This is a genomic window from Nonomuraea sp. MG754425, assembly GCF_021699195.1.
GTDB lineage: Bacteria > Actinomycetota > Actinomycetes > Streptosporangiales > Streptosporangiaceae > Nonomuraea.
In genome coordinates, this window is record NZ_SSXE01000111.1 from 1 (window position 1) to 16,742 (window position 16,742).

At 73.3% G+C, this 16,742-nt stretch carries 16 protein-coding genes and 1 pseudogene; 7 read left to right on the forward strand and 10 right to left on the reverse strand.

Going from position 1 to position 16,742, the window contains the following annotated elements; genetic code table 11:
- From FAF44_RS32535 to FAF44_RS32560, 6 genes and pseudogenes are all read left to right on the forward strand, one after another.
- Positions 1-200: pseudogene (locus FAF44_RS32535) on the forward strand (MCE family protein); the annotation flags it as partial.
- Complete coding sequence (locus FAF44_RS32540; RefSeq protein ID WP_237107149.1) at positions 197-1,105, forward strand: hypothetical protein; 909 nt, start codon at positions 197-199, stop codon at positions 1,103-1,105. The pseudogene FAF44_RS32535 and the gene FAF44_RS32540, both read left to right, overlap by 4 nt.
- Before the next feature lie 17 nt (positions 1,106-1,122).
- Positions 1,123-1,719 (forward strand): 4'-phosphopantetheinyl transferase superfamily protein, encoded by a 597-nt coding sequence (locus FAF44_RS32545; RefSeq protein WP_237107150.1) that lies wholly within the window; start codon positions 1,123-1,125, stop codon positions 1,717-1,719.
- Between the two features lie 62 nt (positions 1,720-1,781).
- Positions 1,782-2,240, forward strand: coding sequence for a MarR family winged helix-turn-helix transcriptional regulator (locus FAF44_RS32550; RefSeq protein ID WP_237107151.1), 459 nt, complete (start codon positions 1,782-1,784; stop codon positions 2,238-2,240).
- A 58-nt stretch (positions 2,241-2,298) separates the two neighbouring features.
- Positions 2,299-2,949 carry an LppX_LprAFG lipoprotein gene (locus tag FAF44_RS32555; protein WP_237107152.1) on the forward strand — a complete coding sequence of 217 codons (651 nt, stop codon included), beginning with the start codon at positions 2,299-2,301 and terminating at the stop codon, positions 2,947-2,949.
- Positions 2,950-2,966: 17 nt separating this feature from the next.
- On the forward strand, positions 2,967-4,487 hold the full coding sequence (locus FAF44_RS32560) for an MFS transporter (RefSeq protein WP_237107153.1): 1,521 nt from the start codon (positions 2,967-2,969) through the stop codon (positions 4,485-4,487).
- Between the two features lie 47 nt (positions 4,488-4,534).
- On the opposite strand, the gene aspS is transcribed toward FAF44_RS32560, so the two are convergent.
- The 5 genes from aspS to FAF44_RS32585 form a co-directional block, all read right to left on the reverse strand.
- Complete coding sequence (gene aspS, locus FAF44_RS32565; RefSeq protein ID WP_237107154.1) at positions 4,535-5,797, reverse strand: aspartate--tRNA(Asn) ligase; 1,263 nt, start codon at positions 5,795-5,797, stop codon at positions 4,535-4,537.
- A gap of 301 nt (positions 5,798-6,098) precedes the next feature.
- Positions 6,099-7,496 carry a ribosome biogenesis GTPase Der gene (gene der / locus FAF44_RS32570; RefSeq protein ID WP_308193420.1) on the reverse strand — a complete coding sequence of 466 codons (1,398 nt, stop codon included), beginning with the start codon at positions 7,494-7,496 and terminating at the stop codon, positions 6,099-6,101.
- A 38-nt stretch (positions 7,497-7,534) separates the two neighbouring features.
- Positions 7,535-8,191, reverse strand: coding sequence for a (d)CMP kinase (cmk, locus tag FAF44_RS32575; RefSeq protein WP_237107155.1), 657 nt, complete (start codon positions 8,189-8,191; stop codon positions 7,535-7,537).
- 53 nt (positions 8,192-8,244) lie between these two features.
- Positions 8,245-9,612, reverse strand: coding sequence for a carotenoid oxygenase family protein (locus tag FAF44_RS32580; RefSeq protein WP_237107158.1), 1,368 nt, complete (start codon positions 9,610-9,612; stop codon positions 8,245-8,247).
- Positions 9,609-10,229 carry a TetR/AcrR family transcriptional regulator gene (locus FAF44_RS32585; protein WP_237107159.1) on the reverse strand — a complete coding sequence of 207 codons (621 nt, stop codon included), beginning with the start codon at positions 10,227-10,229 and terminating at the stop codon, positions 9,609-9,611. The genes FAF44_RS32580 and FAF44_RS32585 overlap by 4 nt, the downstream gene beginning before the upstream one ends.
- A 118-nt stretch (positions 10,230-10,347) precedes the next feature.
- On the opposite strand from FAF44_RS32585, the gene FAF44_RS32590 reads away from it, so the two are divergent.
- Positions 10,348-11,196, forward strand: coding sequence for a glycosyltransferase family 2 protein (locus tag FAF44_RS32590; protein WP_237107160.1), 849 nt, complete (start codon positions 10,348-10,350; stop codon positions 11,194-11,196).
- Positions 11,197-11,224: 28 nt separating this feature from the next.
- Here FAF44_RS32590 and FAF44_RS32595 read toward each other — a convergent pair whose 3' ends face one another.
- The 5 genes from FAF44_RS32595 to scpB form a co-directional block, all read right to left on the reverse strand.
- Positions 11,225-12,373 (reverse strand): NAD(P)/FAD-dependent oxidoreductase, encoded by a 1,149-nt coding sequence (locus tag FAF44_RS32595; protein ID WP_237107162.1) that lies wholly within the window; start codon positions 12,371-12,373, stop codon positions 11,225-11,227.
- 72 nt (positions 12,374-12,445) lie between these two features.
- A complete protein-coding gene (locus FAF44_RS32600; protein ID WP_237107163.1) occupies positions 12,446-13,552 on the reverse strand; it encodes a prephenate dehydrogenase in 1,107 nt (368 codons plus the stop codon).
- Between the two features lie 105 nt (positions 13,553-13,657).
- Positions 13,658-14,017: a chorismate mutase gene (gene aroH / locus FAF44_RS32605; RefSeq protein WP_237107165.1), complete on the reverse strand. Its 360-nt coding sequence runs from the start codon at positions 14,015-14,017 to the stop codon at positions 13,658-13,660.
- An 89-nt stretch (positions 14,018-14,106) separates the two neighbouring features.
- A complete protein-coding gene (locus FAF44_RS56010; RefSeq protein ID WP_237107166.1) occupies positions 14,107-15,999 on the reverse strand; it encodes a pseudouridine synthase in 1,893 nt (630 codons plus the stop codon).
- Complete coding sequence (gene scpB, locus FAF44_RS32615; RefSeq protein WP_237107186.1) at positions 15,996-16,562, reverse strand: SMC-Scp complex subunit ScpB; 567 nt, start codon at positions 16,560-16,562, stop codon at positions 15,996-15,998. The genes FAF44_RS56010 and scpB overlap by 4 nt, the downstream gene beginning before the upstream one ends.
- Positions 16,563-16,742 lie beyond the last annotated feature (180 nt).

Genomic DNA, 16,742 nt, shown 5'->3' on the forward strand with positions numbered 1-16,742 from the left:
CCCCCGAGACCCCCGAGCCGTCCCGGGAGGGCCCGACCGCGTCGCCCGAGGACGTGGCCGGCCCGCGGGCCGCGTCCGGAACCCCGCTGAACACCGTCCCGCTGATTGTCGCGATATTCCTCGCCGTGGTGGTGAGCGGTGGCATCGTGGGCTGGATCGCGGCGGGCCGGGCCGCCCGCCGCCGTGAGGAGTCATCATGACCGCCCCGCAGGACGTCACCCCGGCCGCCCGCTCCGGCGTCGCCACCGCCACCGACACCGCCACCGACACCGAGCCCGACGCCACCGCCGCCGACGCCACCGCCGCCGACCCAGCGGCCGACCCAGCAGCCGATACCGTCGCTGAGCCCGAGCCCGGACAGGCCGCCGCGTCCGGCGAGCAGCCGTCCGGCTGGAGCGCCTCCGATGGAGGCGCGGCGGGTGGGAGTGCGTCCGATGGAGGCGCGTCCGGTGAGAGCACGGCCGGTGAGAGCACGGCCGGTGGGGATGAGGCGGGCGGAGAGCCGGTCGCGGGAGGCGGGGCCGGCGCCGACCGGCCTGCCAGGCGTGCGCGTTTCACGCGGGCCAAGGTGCTCGGGGCGCTGGCCGCGATGCTGGTGGCCGCGATCGCCGCCACCGCCGTCCTGCAGTGGTTGTCCGCCGCCCAGGCCGAGGACGCCCGCGCCGGGCTGGCGTCCGAGCGCGACCTGCGCCTGGAGGTGTCCGGCGCGGCGAGCGCGTTCAGCCGCGCCCTGCTCAGCTACGACTACCAGAACCTCCAGAGCACCCGCTCCACCCTCGCCGCCCAGGCCACGGGCGACTTCCTGGCCACCTACGACGCGGCGTTCGGCGGCGCGATGGCGCAGGTCATCGTCAAGCTGAAGGCCACCTCGCAGGCTACGGTGCGCGAGGTGTACCTGGCGGACGTGGACGAGGCCACCGCCCACGCCATCGTCGTCGTGGACCAGCAGGTGAACACTTCGGAGGCGATCCGCTCGGTCAAGGATTCGCACCTTAAGATCAGTCTTGTGAAGGAGAAGGGGACCTGGAAGATCAATGACGTGACCGTACTCGGCGCGGCGTCGGAGGACCAGTACAACCTCAACGGCGACGAGAAGAAGGACTGACGATCGGCCCGTTAGCGATGGGCGGCCACCCCGACGAGGTGCGCGCTCCCGAGACATGGCTCACAGAGGTGGAGATCGAGCGGGCGGCCCGCTTCAAGTTCGAGCAGGACCGCACGATCTTCATCGCCGCCCACCTCCTGATCCGGATCTGCGCCGCGCAGGCGCTCGACGCCGACCCGGCGGAGCTGACGCTGCTGCAGTACTGCGACACGCACGGCTTCGGGCACGGCAGACCGTACCTCCGGCAGGCCCCCGACCTGGGGGTCAGCTTCAGCCACACGCACGGCTACGTGTGCGCGGCGGCCGGTCCCGGCAAGGTCGGGGCGGACGCCGAGCGGGTACGCCCCGGAGCCCTCGACAGCATGCTGGCCGACCGCGTGCTCACCCCGCGCGAGCGCGGCCTGGTCACCGGCAACGACGAGCTGATCAGGCACTGGACCCGCAAGGAGGCGCTGATCAAGCGCGGCGAGCTGACGCTCGACAAGGTGCGCGAGGGCGGCGACGACCTCACCGGCCGCCACCTGCTGGAGTGGAGCGCCGGGCCGGACATCAGGGTGGCGGTCATCACCGACAGCCCCGCCAGGCGGGTGCCCATCCCCGGGCACGGCTCCTGAGGAGCGCGCCCGGATTCCGCCCCCTCCGGCGCAGCACGCCACGTGCGCTAAATTGGGGAATCATGAGCGCGCCTCGCTGGCTTTCTCCCGCCGAACAGCGTGCCTGGCGTACGCACCTGGCGCTGCACAAGCTGCTCATGCACCGGCTCGACCGCGAGCTGCAGGAGCACGCACTCTCGCTGAACGACTACGAGATCCTCGTCGACCTCTCCGAGAGCCCGGACCGCCGCATGCGGATGAGCGACCTGGCCGACGCGACGATCCAGTCACGCAGCCGGTTGTCGCACCAGATCTCCCGCATGGAGGCCAAGGGCCTGGTGACCAGGGAAGACTGCCGCGACGACCGGCGGGGCACGTTCGCGGTGCTGACCGACGAAGGCTGGGAGACGATCCAGCGGGTCGCGCCGGCGCACGTGGCGAGCGTCCGCGAGCACTTCGTGGACCGGCTCACCGACGACCAGCTCGACGCGATCGAGGAGGCGTACGCGCCGATCGTCGAGCATCTGAAGAAGCTGCGCTGACACCCAACCGATACCGGTGACGGCACGCGGCCCGTCCACTGGTCGATACGATCCCGTCATGCTCAGAAGACTCCTCGTCGTGGCCGTGCTCGCGCTGGCGTCCGCGTGCTCGTCGGGCGGCGGCGGGGCCGAGCTGCCCCCTGGGCCCGACCTGATGAAGAAGGCCGCCGAGGCCATGAAGACGGTCAAGTCGGCCGGTTTCTCGATCGCGACCGAGGGCAAGCCGCAGGTGCCGGTCAAGAAGGCCGACGGCCGGCTCACGGCGGCGGGCGACGCCGAGGGCACGCTCACGCTCGACGTCCTGGGCACCCTCCAGGAGGTCTCCTTTGCGCTGGTCGGCGAGACGGTGCACTTCAAGGGGCCGACGGGCGGCTTCCAGAAGATGACGCGCGAGCAGCTCGCGCAGTTCTACGACCCGTCGGTGATCCTGGAGCCCACCAAGGGCATCGCGCGGCTGCTCACCGCCGCCACCGACCCGAAGGTGGAGGCCGTCGAGAGCGGCTCCTACCGTGTCGCCACCACCTTCCCCGCCGAGGCCGTCGCCACGATCGTGCCGGGAGTCACGCAGGGCGTGGCCGGCAAGGTCTGGCTCGACCAGGCCAGCAGCCGGCTCACCAAGGCGAGCCTGCCGTTGCAGGGCGGCACGGTGACGGTGTCGTTCAGCGACTACGACGCGCCCGTCACGATCACGCCGCCCGCCGGCGGGTGAACCACGGCAGGCCCGGAATGAGGCGCGCCCGCCGGGTGGTGCTCGGCGCGGGCGGCGCGGTGGTGCTGCTCGCCGCGCTGGACGCGTACGTGGTGGTGACGGTCCTGATCGACGTCGCCGAAGACGTCGGCATCCCGCTGAATCACCTGGAGCGGGCCACCCCGATCGTCACGGGCTTCCTGCTCGGGTACGTCGCCGCGATGCCGCTGCTCGGCCGGCTCTCCGACCGCTACGGGCGGCGGCCGCTGATCCACGCCTGCCTGGCGGCCTTCGCGCTGGGCTCGGTGCTGACCGCGCTGGCGGCCGGCGAGGTCATGGTCGTGACCGGACGGGCCGTGCAGGGCGTGGCCGGGGGCGCGCTGTTACCGATCACGATGGCGCTCATCGGCGACCTGTGGGACGAGCGGGAACGGCCGCTCGCCCTGGGGGCGGTGGGAGCGGCGCAGGAGCTGGGCAGCGCGCTCGGGCCGCTGTACGGCGGGCTGCTGGCCGGGATCCCGAGCCTCGTGGTCGCGGGGGTGGAGCTGGGCGGCTGGCACGCCATCTTCTGGATCAACGTCCCGCTCGCCGCCCTGGCCGCCCTCGCCATCCACCTCACCGTCCCGGCGACGCCCGCCCCCGGACCGGACCGAAGCCCAGAAACCGGCACCAGCCGGCCCGAGCGGGTGGACGGGATCGGCGGCGCGCTGCTCGCGCTGGCGCTCGGCCTGCTGGTGATCGGCCTGTACAACCCCGACCCCGCCACCGCCGTCCTCCCGCCGTGGGGCCCGCCCGTGATCGCGGCCGGCGTCCTGACGGGCGTGGCGTTCGTGTGGTGGGAGATCCGCTCCCCCGTACGTCTGCTCGACCTCACCGGCGCCCGCAAGGGCCCGCTGCTGGCCACCCTGGGCGTCAGCTTCCTGGCCGGGGCCGCGCTCCTCGTCACCATGGTGTTCGTGCAGCTCACCGCGCAGACCCTGCTCGGCGAGCAGGCGCTGGGCGCGGCGCTGGTGCTGGCCAGGTTCCTGGCGGCGCTGACCGTCGCGGCGCTGCTGGGCGGGCTGCTGGCGCGCCGGTTCGGCGACCGGGCGGTGGCGGTGGCCGGCATGGCGCTGGCGGCGGGCGGTTACGGGCTGATGAGCCGGTGGCCGCTCGACCTGGCGGCGGCGGGCTTCGTCGTGGACCGCGACCTGGTGATCGCCGGTCTCGGCCTGGGCCTGGTGATCGCGCCGGTGTCGGCGGCGGTGCTGCGCGTGAGCGCGGCGGCCCAGCACGGCGTGGCGTCGGCGGCGGTCGTGGTGGCCAGGATGATGGGCATGCTCATCGGCATCGCCGCCGTGTCGGCGTGGGGCTTCTACCGGTTCCAGTCGCTGACGGCGCACCTGGACACGCCGCTCCCGTTCGGCGTGGACCCGCCGGCCTACCAGCGGCGGCTCGCCGACTACACCGCCCAGGTGCAGGCGGCGCTGCACACCGAGTACACCGAGATGTTCCTGGTGACGGCGTTCATCTGCGTGGCGGGCGCGGCCCTGGCCGTCCTGATGCCACGCCGCCGCTGAACCGCCCTCTCCGGGCGAGACGGGCTGCCCCGCCCGGAGAGCGGCCGTCAGGGCGAGAGCCGGTGCAGGTCGCGGGGGAACGCGGTGACCTGCCGGACGTTGGCCGCCCCCGTCAGCCGCGCCGTCCACCGTTCCAGCCCCAGCGCGAAGCCGCCGTGCGGCGGCATCCCGTACCGGAAGGTTTGCAGGTATCCCTCGTAGGCCGCCGTGCCCTCGCCGCGCTCGGCCAGGGCCCGCTCGTAGTCCTCGTACCGGTGCAGCCGTTGCCCGCCGGTGACCAGCTCCAGGCCACGGAAGAGCAGGTCGAACCCGTTGGAGTAGGCGGGCCGCGCCGGGTCGGGGTGGGTGTAGAACGGCCGCTTGGACATGGGGTACCCGGTGACGAACAGGAATTCGGACCCGTGCTCGCGCTCGGCCCACTCCGACAGCCACCGCTCCTGCGCGGGCGCGAGGTCGGGCTCGTCGGAGGAGGTGAGCCGCTGCGCCTCGGTGAAGTGCACGGCGGGGATCTCGGCGGGCACGTCCGGCGGCACGACGCCGAGCAGGCCGAGCGCGGGAGCGGCGCGGTGGCGTACCGACTCCAGCATGCCCGCCACGACCTCCCGCAGCGCCGCCATCACGTCCCGGTGGTCGCGGACGAAGCCCATCTCGGCGTCGAGGCTCGTGTACTGGGCCAGGTGCCGCGCGGTGTCGTGCGGCTCGGCGCGGAAGACCGGCCCCACCTCGTAGACCCGCTCGAACACCCCGACCATCGCCTGCTTGTAGAACTGCGGCGACTGGGCGAGGTACGCGGGCCGCCCGAAGTAGTCGATGCCGAAGACGTTCGCCCCGGACTCGGTGGCCGAGCCGACGATCTTGGGCGTGTGGATCTCGGTGAAGCCGAGCCGGTCGAGCGTCTCGCGGAACCCGGCCACGCTCGCGGCCGAGATCTCCAGCCCCGCCCGCAACATCGGGTGCCGCAGCGCGACCGGCGCGTGGTCGAGCACGGTCGGCAGCGACGCCCCGACCACGGGCCGGTACAGGTCGAACGGCGGCGCCTCGTCCGGTTCGGCGAGCACCTCGACCTCGGGCGAGACCAGCTCGTAGCCGCCGGGCGCCCGCCCGCTGGCGGCCACCGTGCCGGTGACCCGCACGACGCTCTCCTCGGGCGGCAGGTCGCACGCGGCGACCGCCTGCGTCAGGCCGGTACGGTCCCTGACGAGAAGGAAGGACACGGTTTTGAGTTGCCGGCGGCGATGGACCCATCCGGCGATCGTCACTCGTCGGCCGGCGTGCTCAGCGAGCTCCGCCGACATGACACGAGAGATCATCACAGCTCCTGTCGAAGGAAGTGCATGACCCCTTGGGAGTGCGGGGGAGAAGGGAGCTCCCGGTGCCACCGCACTTTCGCCGCCCTTCGAAGGGGCGGCCTCGGCGACCCGATGACGGGGGTCAGACCGGCGGGGCATTTCCTCCCCGCACTCGGGAGTGTCTTCACCGGCGGGGCCCGGGGCCGCCTTCGCAGCTACCGGCGGCTCTCTGGGCCCGTGCGGCCCGCTGGCTACTCGTCTCCTTCGACGTGTTGCCGCCGATCCTACGATCACGCGGGACCGGCGGCAAAACGGGTTTCCGCTACCTGTCCTTCTTGGCGCGCTTCTCGCGGATCTTCATCGTCACCTCGATCGGCGACCCGGCGAAGCCGAACTCCTCGCGCAGCCGCCGCTCGATGAAGCGCCGGTAGGTGTCCTCCAGCCATCCGGAGGTGAACAGCACGAACTTGGGCGGCTCGACGGACGCCTGCGTGGCGAAGAGGATCTTCGGCTGCTTGCCGCCCCGCACCGGCGGCGGGGTCTGCTGGACCAGCTCGGTGAGGAACGCGTTGAGCCGGGCCGTCGGCACCCGGGTGGACCAGGAGTCGAGCGCCTTCTCCAGGGCCGGGACGAGCCGGTCGAGGTGCCGTCCGGTCTTGGCGGAGACGTTGACGCGCAGCGCCCACGGGGTGCGGACGAGCTGCCGGTCGATCTCCCTCTCCAGGTAGTAGCGCCGGTCCTCGTCGAGCAGGTCCCACTTGTTGAAGGCCACCACCATGGCCCGGCCCGACTCGATGACCAGGCCGATGATGCGCAGGTCCTGCTCGGTGAGCGTCTGGCTGGCGTCGATCAGCACGACCGCCACCTCGGTGCGCTCCAGCGCGGCGCGGGTGCGCATGGCGGCGTAGAAGTCGGCGCCCTGCAGCTCGCGGTCGCGCCGCCGGATGCCGGCGGTGTCGATGAAGCGCCAGGTGCGCCCGCCGAGCTCGACCAGTTCGTCGACGGGGTCGCGGGTGGTGCCCGCCATCGGGTCGACCAGCACCCGCTCCTCGCCCGCCAGCTTGTTGAGCATGGAGGACTTGCCGACGTTGGGCTTGCCGAGCAGCGCGACCCGGGCGGGCCCGCGCGTCGCGCCGAAGGTGACCTCCGGTGTCTCGGGCAGCGCGTCGAGTATCACGTCGAGCAGGTCGCCGCTGGAGCGGCCGTGCAGGGCCGAGACGGGGTACGGCTCGCCGAGCCCGAGCGACCACAGCGCGGCGGCCTCCAGCTCCAGTTGCTGGTTGTCGACCTTGTTGGCGGCCAGGATGACCGGCTTGCCCGACTGCCGCAGCACCGAGCCCACGAGCTCGTCGGCGTCGGTCGCGCCCACGGTGGTGTCCACCACGAACACGATCACGTCGGCCAGCTCGACCGCGACCTGCGCCTGCTCGGCGATGCGCAGGTTCATGCCGGTGGCCTCGGGGTCCCAGCCGCCGGTGTCGACCACGGTGAAGCGGCGGCCCCGCCAGTTGGCCTCGTAGGTGACGCGGTCGCGGGTGACGCCCGGCACGTCCTCGACGACCGCCTCCCGGCGGCCGATGATGCGGTTGACCAGCGTGGACTTGCCGACGTTCGGCCGTCCTACGATGGCGACGACCGGCAGCGGAGCTTCGTGGTGCTCGTGCTGCTCGTCGATTTCCAGGTCGTCGAGGCCGGCCTCGATCCATTCCCCGGTTGACACGTTGTTTCGTCCTTAGATGAGTACCGCACCCGAACCGTTCAGGTGCGCTCCTTGACCAGTCTCAGCACCTCCGCGACGACCTCGTCGAGAGTCAGCGCGGTGGTGTCGAGCTCGATGGCGCCAGCCGCCATCGAGAGCGGGTCGGTCTTGCGTGTTGAGTCAAGGGTGTCACGCCGGGCCAGGGCCTCCTGCTGCGCCTCCACGGTGGAGCCGGCGACCTCGGCGTTGCGGCGGCGGGCGCGGGCCTCCGCGCTCGCCGTCAGGTAGATCTTGACGGCGGCTCGCGGCCAGACGACGGTGCCGATGTCGCGGCCCTCGACCACGATGTCACCCGCACCGATGATCTCCCGCTGGAGCGCGACGAGCCGGGTGCGCACCTCGGGCACGGCGGCGACGGCCGAGACCGCGCCGGTGACCTCGCTCTCCCTGATCGGCCCGGCCACATCGACGCCGTCGACGTGGATCGCGGGCCCGTCGGGGTCGGTGCCGGAGACGATGACGGGCTCGCCGCAGCGGGCCGCGACGGCGGCGTGGTCGGCCAGATCGACACCCTGGTGGAGCATCCACCAGGTCATCGCGCGGTACATCGCCCCGGTGTCGAGGTAACGCAGGCCCAGCGCGCGGGCGGTTCCGCGCGAGACGCTCGACTTGCCCGACCCCGAAGGACCGTCCATGGCGACGACCAGACCGGTCACGGCCTCCCCCTCTTCACGTGTTGTCCAACCCCGAAGAGGCTACCGCCTCCGCGTCAGTCGGCGATCCAGCTTCCGTGGAAGCCGAGCGGCACCCGGGCGGGCAGGTGGACGGTGGCGACCGGCTCGCCGGTGAAGTCCTGGGCGGGCAGGATGACCAGGTCCGCGGCTCCCCGCGCCGGGTTGTTCACGAACGTCATCACGTAGCCGTCGTCTTCGTCCGCCCCCGAGCCGACGAAGACGGGCTCGCCCACGTACGCGCCCCGCCCGAACTGCCGTGACTCCTGCGTGCCCCGCTCCAGGTCGTGCTTGATGAGTGTGTTGTCGAAGGCCCCGTCCGGCAGGTCCTCCAGCTCCTCCACCGCGCCGCCGGGCCCGCCCACCAGGTCCTGCAGCTCACGGGTGGCGGCGGTGTAGCCGTAGCGGTAGGGCCGGCCGGTGCGGCGCTCGTCCATGCGCGGGAACTCCTGCGTACGGTCGTCGAGCCGGGTCTGCCCGACCCGGCCGGTGGCCAGGTCGATCCGCCAGCGGTCCAGCGTGGGCGGCCCGCCCCCGTCGAGCCGGGCGTCCACGAACCCCTTCGGGTAGCTCACCAGGTCCACCACCACCGTGTCGCCGTCGTCGTAGGCGTTGAGCGTGTGGAAGACCCAGCACGACGGCGCCTCCACCCAGCGCAGGTCGCCGGTCCGGCGCGACATGAGGCCGATGCGGGCGGGGTGGTCGTCGTTCCACGCGTACGGGAGCCGGTGCCCCTTCTCGGCGTGGGCCATGCTGAACGTGACCGGCAGGTCGTAGATCACCACGAACCGCTCGGTGATCGCGAAGTCGTGCACCATGGGCGCGTCGGCGATCGGGATGTCGGTGACCTGCGTGACCGTGCCCTTGGGGTCGAGCACGAGGTGCTGGTGGTGGTCCCAGCCGAAGAAGTACGCCAGCGCGTGCAGCTCGCCGGTGACCGGGTCGAGGTGGGTGTGCGCGGCGAACCCGCCCGGCAGCCCGCCGTCGAAGTCGCACGCGCCGACGGTGTCGAGCTCGTAGCCCAGCTCGTACGGCAGCGCCCCCGCCTCGACGGTGGCGAACGTGCGCCCGCCCAGCCCGATGACGTGGGTGTTGGCCGCGAAGTCCATGTCCGCGTGCACGGGCCCCGGCCTGCGCTGCTCGCCGAGCCGGTCGGCGACGCGGGCGCTGCGGACCCAGCGGTTGCGGTACCACTCGGCGCGGCCGTCGCGCAGCCGTACGCCGTGCACCATGCCCTCGCCGAAGAACAGGTGGCTCGCGCTGGGGTCGTCGAGGCTGAGCGGGTTGGGGCCGTTACGCAGGTAGCGGCCGGTGAGCTCGGCGGGGATGCGGCCGGTGACGTCGAGATCGAAGGCGGTGATCTCCTCGCTGACAGGCGCGAATCCGTCCTTGTAGGGAGTGGTCATGACGTGTCCCTTTCGGTCAGGAATGGCGTGAGGACCGAGGCGCAGAGGAGCCGGAAACGCGGCTCGGCCTCGTCTGTCTCGAAATAACCCGAAATTTCCAGACTTACCGCGCCGTGTACGGCCATCCACAACATGTCGGCGATCTCCGCGGCCTCGGCCCCGCGCAGCACCCCGGCCTCCAGGCAGACCGCCACCCCGCGGATCAGCAGGTCGAACGTGCGCCTGGCGGTGTCCATGGCCTCGGGACTCGGCCGGAAGCCGGAAAACGCGCCCTCGAACATGACCCGGTAGTAGTCGGGCTCGCCCAGCGCGTACGCCCGGTAGGCCCGCAGGCCCATGTGCAGCCGTTCGAGCGGATCGTCGTGCGGCGGCACCTCCAGCAGCCAGCGCTCGAACCGCGCGAACCCCTCCAGCCAGAGCGCCTCGCCGAGCCCGTCCTTGCCGCCGAAGAGCGTGTAGATCACTTTGGTGGAGCAGCCCACCTCGCCGGAGATCCGCCGCACGGTGAGCGCCCCCGGCCCCTCGCGGATGAGCAGCCCCTTGGCCGCGTCGAGGATGACCGCCCTGACGACGCTCTGGCCCTCTCGCTGGGCCTGCTGGTACGCGGATACCGTCATAAGGGGTAACGCCGTTTCTGGTCGGTAACACTGTTACCCTCTTCTATACGCCCCTTCCCGCCCCCCGTCAACGGCCCGGCGCAGGACTAAGCCCGTCCTGACCGGTAAGTGGCCCCGTGTGAGCAGCGGAGCCCGCGTCACCGTGGTCGTGACCGGCAGGGACAGGCTGCGGGCGCTGACCCGCTCGCTCCCCCTGCACCCCCGCCCGGTGATCCTCGTGGACAACGGCTCCGCCGACGGCACCGCCCGGTTCGTCCGCCGGCACTTCCCCGACGTCCACGTGACCGAGGCGGGCCGGGACCTGGGGACGACCGCCCGCGACATCGGCGCCCAGATGGCCGGGACCCCTTACGTGGCCTTCGCCGACGAGGACTCCTGGTGGGCCGCCGGCGCGCTGGAGCGGGCCGCCGACGTGCTGGACGCCCACCCGAGGCTGGCGGTGCTGTGCGCACGCGTGCTGGTGGGCCGGGACCAGCGCCTGGACGCGGCGTCGGAGCGGATGCGCCGCTCCCCGCTCGGCGTCGAGCCGGACCTGCCGGGGCCGAGCGTGCTGGAGTTCCCCGCGTACGGGGCGGTGGTGCGCAGGGAGGCGTTCCTCGACGCGGGCGGGTTCGACGACGTGATCCTCGCCTCCGGCGAGGACGAGCGGCTGGCCGTGGACCTGGCCGCGAAGGGCTGGGGCCTGGCGTACGTGGACGACGTGGTGGCCCACCACCACCCCGCGCCCGCCGGGGACCCGCGCGACGGGCAGGCGCGGGCGGCCCGCAACGCCGTGCTGGCCGCGGTGCTGCGCCGCCCGTGGCGGGTGGTGGCACGGCGCTCGTTCGAGGCGCTACGGGGTGGCTCAGCGGGCCGGTCCGGCCTGCGCACGGCGCTGCGTGACCTGCCCAGGGCACTGGCCGGACGCCGCGCCCTGCCGGCCCCCGTGGAGCGGGCCCGCCGCCGGCTGGAGCGGCCCGGCGGCTGACCCGCGGGAGAGGCCGGTCCAGCCGTCCTCATGCCCGCCCGGCGGTCAGCGCGAACACCCACACCGGCATCAGCCCCCGCCCGAGCAGCCTGTAGAGGGAGAACGGGCTGCCGCTCACCGCCTCCTTGTAGCGGACGGCCGCCCGCCCGGTCAGGTACCACCGGCGCGGGCCGTCGTCCGGCCGGGTGAACTGGACGACCGCGTCCCGCCGGCCCAGGCTGACGGGCTGGTGGACGTAACCGAACCGGAAGGGCCGCGGCGTCCCGCCGCGCAGCGTGGCGGCCAGCGAGTCGGCCGCGGCCAGGCCCATCGGGATGCCGCCCTGGCAGGTGCCGTGCAGGACGCCGAAGCGCTGGGTGGCCGCGGCGGCGTCCCCGACCGCGTACACGTCGGGGTGGGACACCGAGCGCAGCGCCGCGTCCACCACGATCCGGCCGCGCTCGTCCACGCTGAACCCCGAGGCGGCGGCCAGGGGCAGGCCCCTGGTGCCGGTGGTCCAGACCGTGGCGTCGGAGTGGATCAGCTCGCCACCGCCCAGCTCCACGCCGTCGGGCAGCACCTTGGTGATCTCCACATCGGCCCGCACCTCGACGCCGAGCCGTTCCAGCGCCCCGTCCAGGTACGCCCGCGCGCCCGCGCCCATCATCGCCCCCGGCCGCCCCCTGGTCAGCAGGACGACGCGCAGGCTCGGGCGGGACTCGGCCAGTTCGGCCGCCGTCTCGACGCCGGTCAGCCCGCCGCCGGCGACGACCACCGTGCCGCGTCCGAGACTGTCGAGGCGTCGCGAGAGCCGCAGGGCGGCCGCGTGGTCGTCGTAGGCGTGGGCGTGCTCGGCGACGCCGGGCACGGCGGCGTCGGTGACGGTTCCGAGCGCGTAGACCAGCTTGTCGTAGCCGAGCTCGCGCCCGTCGTCGAGCCGCACCCGCCGCCGCGCCGGGTCGATCGCGGCCACCCGGCCCAGCGCGAACTCGACGCCGGTGCCGGCCAGCACGCCTGCCAGCGAGTGGTCGACCAGCCGGGCGCCGGCCGCCGTCTGGTGCAGCCGCAGCCGCTCGGTGAACCTGGGGGACGCGTTCACCAGCGTGACCCGGACGCCCGCCTTACGGGTCCTGCGGGCGAGCCTGATGGCCGCCGCGACGCCGGTGTAGCCTCCGCCGAGTACCAGGATGTCGGTCATGTCCTTGCCTCCTCGATTCCGCACTCGCGGACGGATCAAGGAGGCCAGGATGTGACATCGGCCCGGGAGAGGCTAGGGAACCTGCCAGCCGCGCTCGCGCAGCGCCTCGGTGAGCGGGCCGGCCGCGCCGGGCTCCACCGACAGCTCGGCGAGGCCCAGGGGCAGGCCGGGGGCGTGCTCGAGGCGCACGTCCTCGACGTTGACCCCGACCTCGTCGCACACCAGGAACAGCCGGGAGAGCTGGCCGGGACGGTCGCCGATCACGACCTGGACGGCGGCGTAGGAGGAGGCCGGGCCGCCGTGCTTGCCCGGGATGCGGTCGTGGCCCACCACGCCGCGCTTGAGGAGCTGGGTGATCTCGTTGGTGGCGGTGCCGTCGCCCTCCGACAGGGCGCGCAGCGCGCTCGCCGCGTCGGCCAGGTCGTTGGCCACCGCCTCCAGCACCTCGGCCACCGGGGCGGCGTTGCCGGACAGGATGCCCAGCCACAGGCCAGGGTCGCTGCCCGCGATCCGCGTGACGTCGCGCACGCCCTGCCCGGCCAGGCCCAGCGCGACGTCCGTGGCGTCGGCCAGGCGGGCGGCCACGGCGGAGGCGGCCACGTGGGGCGCGTGGGAGACCACGGCCACCGCGCGGTCGTGGTCGATCGCGCTCACCTCGACCGCGTTGGCCCCGCACAGCTCGATCAGCCGCAGTACGGTCGCCTTCGCCTCGGGGTCGGCCTCACCGGTCGGGCACAACGCCCACGGCCGGCCGAGGAACAGGTCGTCCCTGGCGGCTCCGGGACCGGACTTCTCGCGCCCGGCCAGCGGGTGGGAGGCGACGTAGGTGCCCAGGTCGCAGCCGAGCTGCGCGGCCCGGTGGATGGGCTCGGCCTTGACGCTGGCGACGTCGGTGTAGAAGCGGGCCGCGTCGATGCGCTGCAGTTCCAGCAGTTCGCTCGCCACGTGCGCCGGAGGCACCGCGATGATCGCCAGGTCCGCCCGCTCCGCAGCCGCCGTCGTGGCCCGGCCGGGAGGCACCGGCTGCCACTCCTCGCCCGCGCCCAGCTCCCGCGCCAGCCGTACGGCCCCCTGATCACGATCGGCGAGCAGCACCCGGACGCCGCGCTTGCGCAGCGCCAGCGCCGCGGAGGTGCCGATGAGACCGGTGCCGACGACGAGCACGGTACGAAGTTCCATCTCGATGTCCTGATTTATCGGGCCGTTCGGGCTGTTGGGTGTCGCACGGTTCACGCACCGTGCCTTCGGGTGTTCCTGACGGGCTTCCGGGGGCGACCGCCGGGGCTATTGGGCGATGTCCTGGCGCAGCGCCACCGCGCCCCGCAGATAGACATGCTGGATCTCCGAGCGCGGACGGTCGATCTCCACGTGGGCCATGAGCCGCACCACGCGGGGCAGCGCGCCCGGCACGTCGATCTCGGCGCAGCAGATCAGCGGCACCTCGTGGAAGCCCAGCTTGCGCGCCGCGAGCGCCGGGAACTCGGCCGTCAGGTCGGGCGTGGCCGTGAACAACACGCTGATCACGTCGTCGGGGGTCAGGTTGTTGCGCTCCATGATCGCGCTGACCAGCTCGGTCGTGCCCGAGATGACCGAGTCGCGGTCGTCGGCGTCCACCTGGATCGCCCCGCGGATCGCCCGCACCATGTGCCCAATCCCCTTCTCTACCGGCAAGCCCGTCACCAGACCGGGAAAGCCCGTGCGCAGCTCCGCACGGGCTCCCGCGTCCGCCCAGATTACAGCTTCACGGCCGCATAAAGCTCCCCGACCTCCTTCAGGGTCAGCGCCCTGACGGTGCCCGGCTTGGTACGGCCCAGCTTCACCGGCCCGAACTCGATCCTGGCCAGGTCGATCACGCGGTGACCGCTCTCCTCCAGCATCCGCCGGACGACGTGCTTGCGGCCCTCGTGCAGCACGATCTCGACCAGCGCCTGCTGGCCGTGCTCCTGCACGATCGAGAACGAGTCGGCCCTGGCGATGCCGTCCTCCAGCTCGACGCCCTGCTTGAGCCGGCGCGCCAGGTCGCGCGGGATCGGCCCCGGCACCTTGGCCCAGTACTTCTTCTGCACGCCGTAGCTGGGGTGCGTCAGCCTGTTGGCCAGCTCGCCGTCGTTGGTGAGCAGCAGCAGGCCCTCGGTCTCGGTGTCGAGCCGGCCCACGTGGAACAGCCTCGGGGCCAGTTCCTCGACGAAGTCGGCCAGGCACGGACGGCCCTGCGGGTCGTCCATCGTGGAGACCACGCCGATCGGCTTGTTCAGCGCGTAGTAGACGAGGTCGGGCGCGGTCGGGATGCGCTTGCCGTCGACGTGGATGACCTGGGCCGCGGGGTCGACCTTGGCGCCGAACCTCCGCACGACCTGGCCGTTCACCGTGACGCGGCCGTCGCCGATCAGCTCCTCGCAGGCCCTGCGGCTGGCCACGCCCGCCTGGGCGAGCACCTTCTGCAGCCGTACGCCGTCGGGGACCTCGGTGGTGTCGCGCTCGTCGGTGTAGCCCTCGGGGTAGAAGGCGTGGTCGCGCAGGGGCTGCCGGGCGGCCTTCACCCGGCGCTCCTGGGGACTGCCGGGGCCCCGGGGGGTCTCGTAGCCGGCCCCGCTGCCGCCCTTGGTGCTCTGCCCGATGGTCCGCACCTCGTCGCGCCTGCCGTAGCGGGCCCGGCTCGAGCTCGACGTCGAGGACCTGGGCACGGCGCCGTCACGGCGTCCGCTGCGCCCGGCGCGGAACCCGCCCCGCTCGTCACGCCCGCCGTCACGGCGGCTCTCGCCCCGGCCGCCGAAACGGCTGTCGGGACGACTGTCGCGGCGCTCGTCGCGGCCCTCGGAGCGGTAACCACCCCGGGCCTCGGAGCGGTAGCCACTCCGGTCCTCGGAGCGGTAACCGCCACGGTCCTCGGAGCGGGGCCGCTCGTGACGCTCGCCGCGCCCGAACCGGTCCTCCCGGTCGCCACGGCCGAAGCGGTCCTCGCGCGGGGCCCGCTGGTCACGCTGGAAACGTTCGTCGCGCTCGCCGCGGCCGGACCGGTCGTCACGACCGCCACGCCCGAACCGGTCCGCACCGCGTCCGTTGCGGTCGTCACGCCGGTCATCACGCCGGTCGTCACGGCTGTAGCGCGTGTCCCGGGAGTAGCGGTCGTCGCGCCGCTCGCCCCGGTTGTCGCCGCCGTCCCTGCCGGACCTGTCGTCGCGGCGGGGCCGGTCGTCCTGGCGGAAGCGGTCGTCGCGCGGGTAGCGGCTCTCGCCGCGCGCGGGACGGCCCTGGCTCTCGCCGTCGCGCCCGCCTCCGTAGCGGGACCTGCTCCCGCCCCGGTCGGCGCGCAGGGCGTCGCGCGAGGACCGGTCACGGAACTCGCCGCGGCGGGAGTCCCCGCGGAAGTCACCGCGTGAGTCCCCGCGGAAGTCGCCGCGTGAGTCGTCGCGGCGGGGGCCGCCGCGGAAGTCGCCGTCGCGGCGGGGGCCGCCGCCGCGGGAATCGTCGTCGCGGCGGGGGCCGCCGCCGGCCCCGCCTCGGGTGCCGCCGCGGGTGTCGCCGCGGGTGTCGTCGGAGCGGAAGGCTGGACGCCCGCCGCGGCCGGAGCCGCCGGCAGGTCCACGACCGCGTCCATCACCGGACGGGGTGCGCCTGTTGATCACTTTGTCGTCTCCTCGAGATTCTCCAGGTCGTCGGGGAGGAAGGGGGCGAGCTCGGGGAGCTCGCTCAGATCCCGCAGTCCCAGACGTTCCAGGAAGTATGAGCTTGTCCGGTAGAGCACTGCCTGGCTCTCCGGGTCGGTGCCGGCCTCTTCGACCAGCCCCCTGGCGACGAGCGTCCGCATGACGCCGTCGCTGTTGACGCCGCGCACGGCGGCGACGCGGGCCCGGCTCACCGGTTGCCGGTAGGCCACGACCGCGAGGGTCTCCAACGCGGCCTGGGTCAGCCGGGTCTGCTGGCCGTCGCGGACGAACCGCTCGACCAGCGGCGCGCAGTCGGATCGCGTGTAGAACCGCCAGCCGCCCGCGACTTCTCTCAGGTCGAAACCCCGCCCGGCGGCCGTGTATTCCGCCGTCAGCGCGCGCAGAGCGGCGGCCACCTCGTGTGTGGGCCGCTCCAGCACCTGTGCGAGCGTCACTTCGGCGACGGGCTCGTCGACCACAAGCAGGATAGCCTCCAATGCCGCCTCGAGTGTCGGCCCGTCCACTCCCGCACCGCCCGGCACGCCCGCCCCATCGGGGTCGCCTTCCCCGTCCGTGGGCTCCAGGGCCTGGTCAGCGGCCGGATCCGGGTCGGCCGGCGGAGTCGCGGGGCGCTCCGTGACGTCCTGCGGGCTCTCAACGACCTCCTGAGGGCCTGCCACGGCCTGCGCCGGGCCTTCGGCCGTCTCCGGCCTGGACGAGGC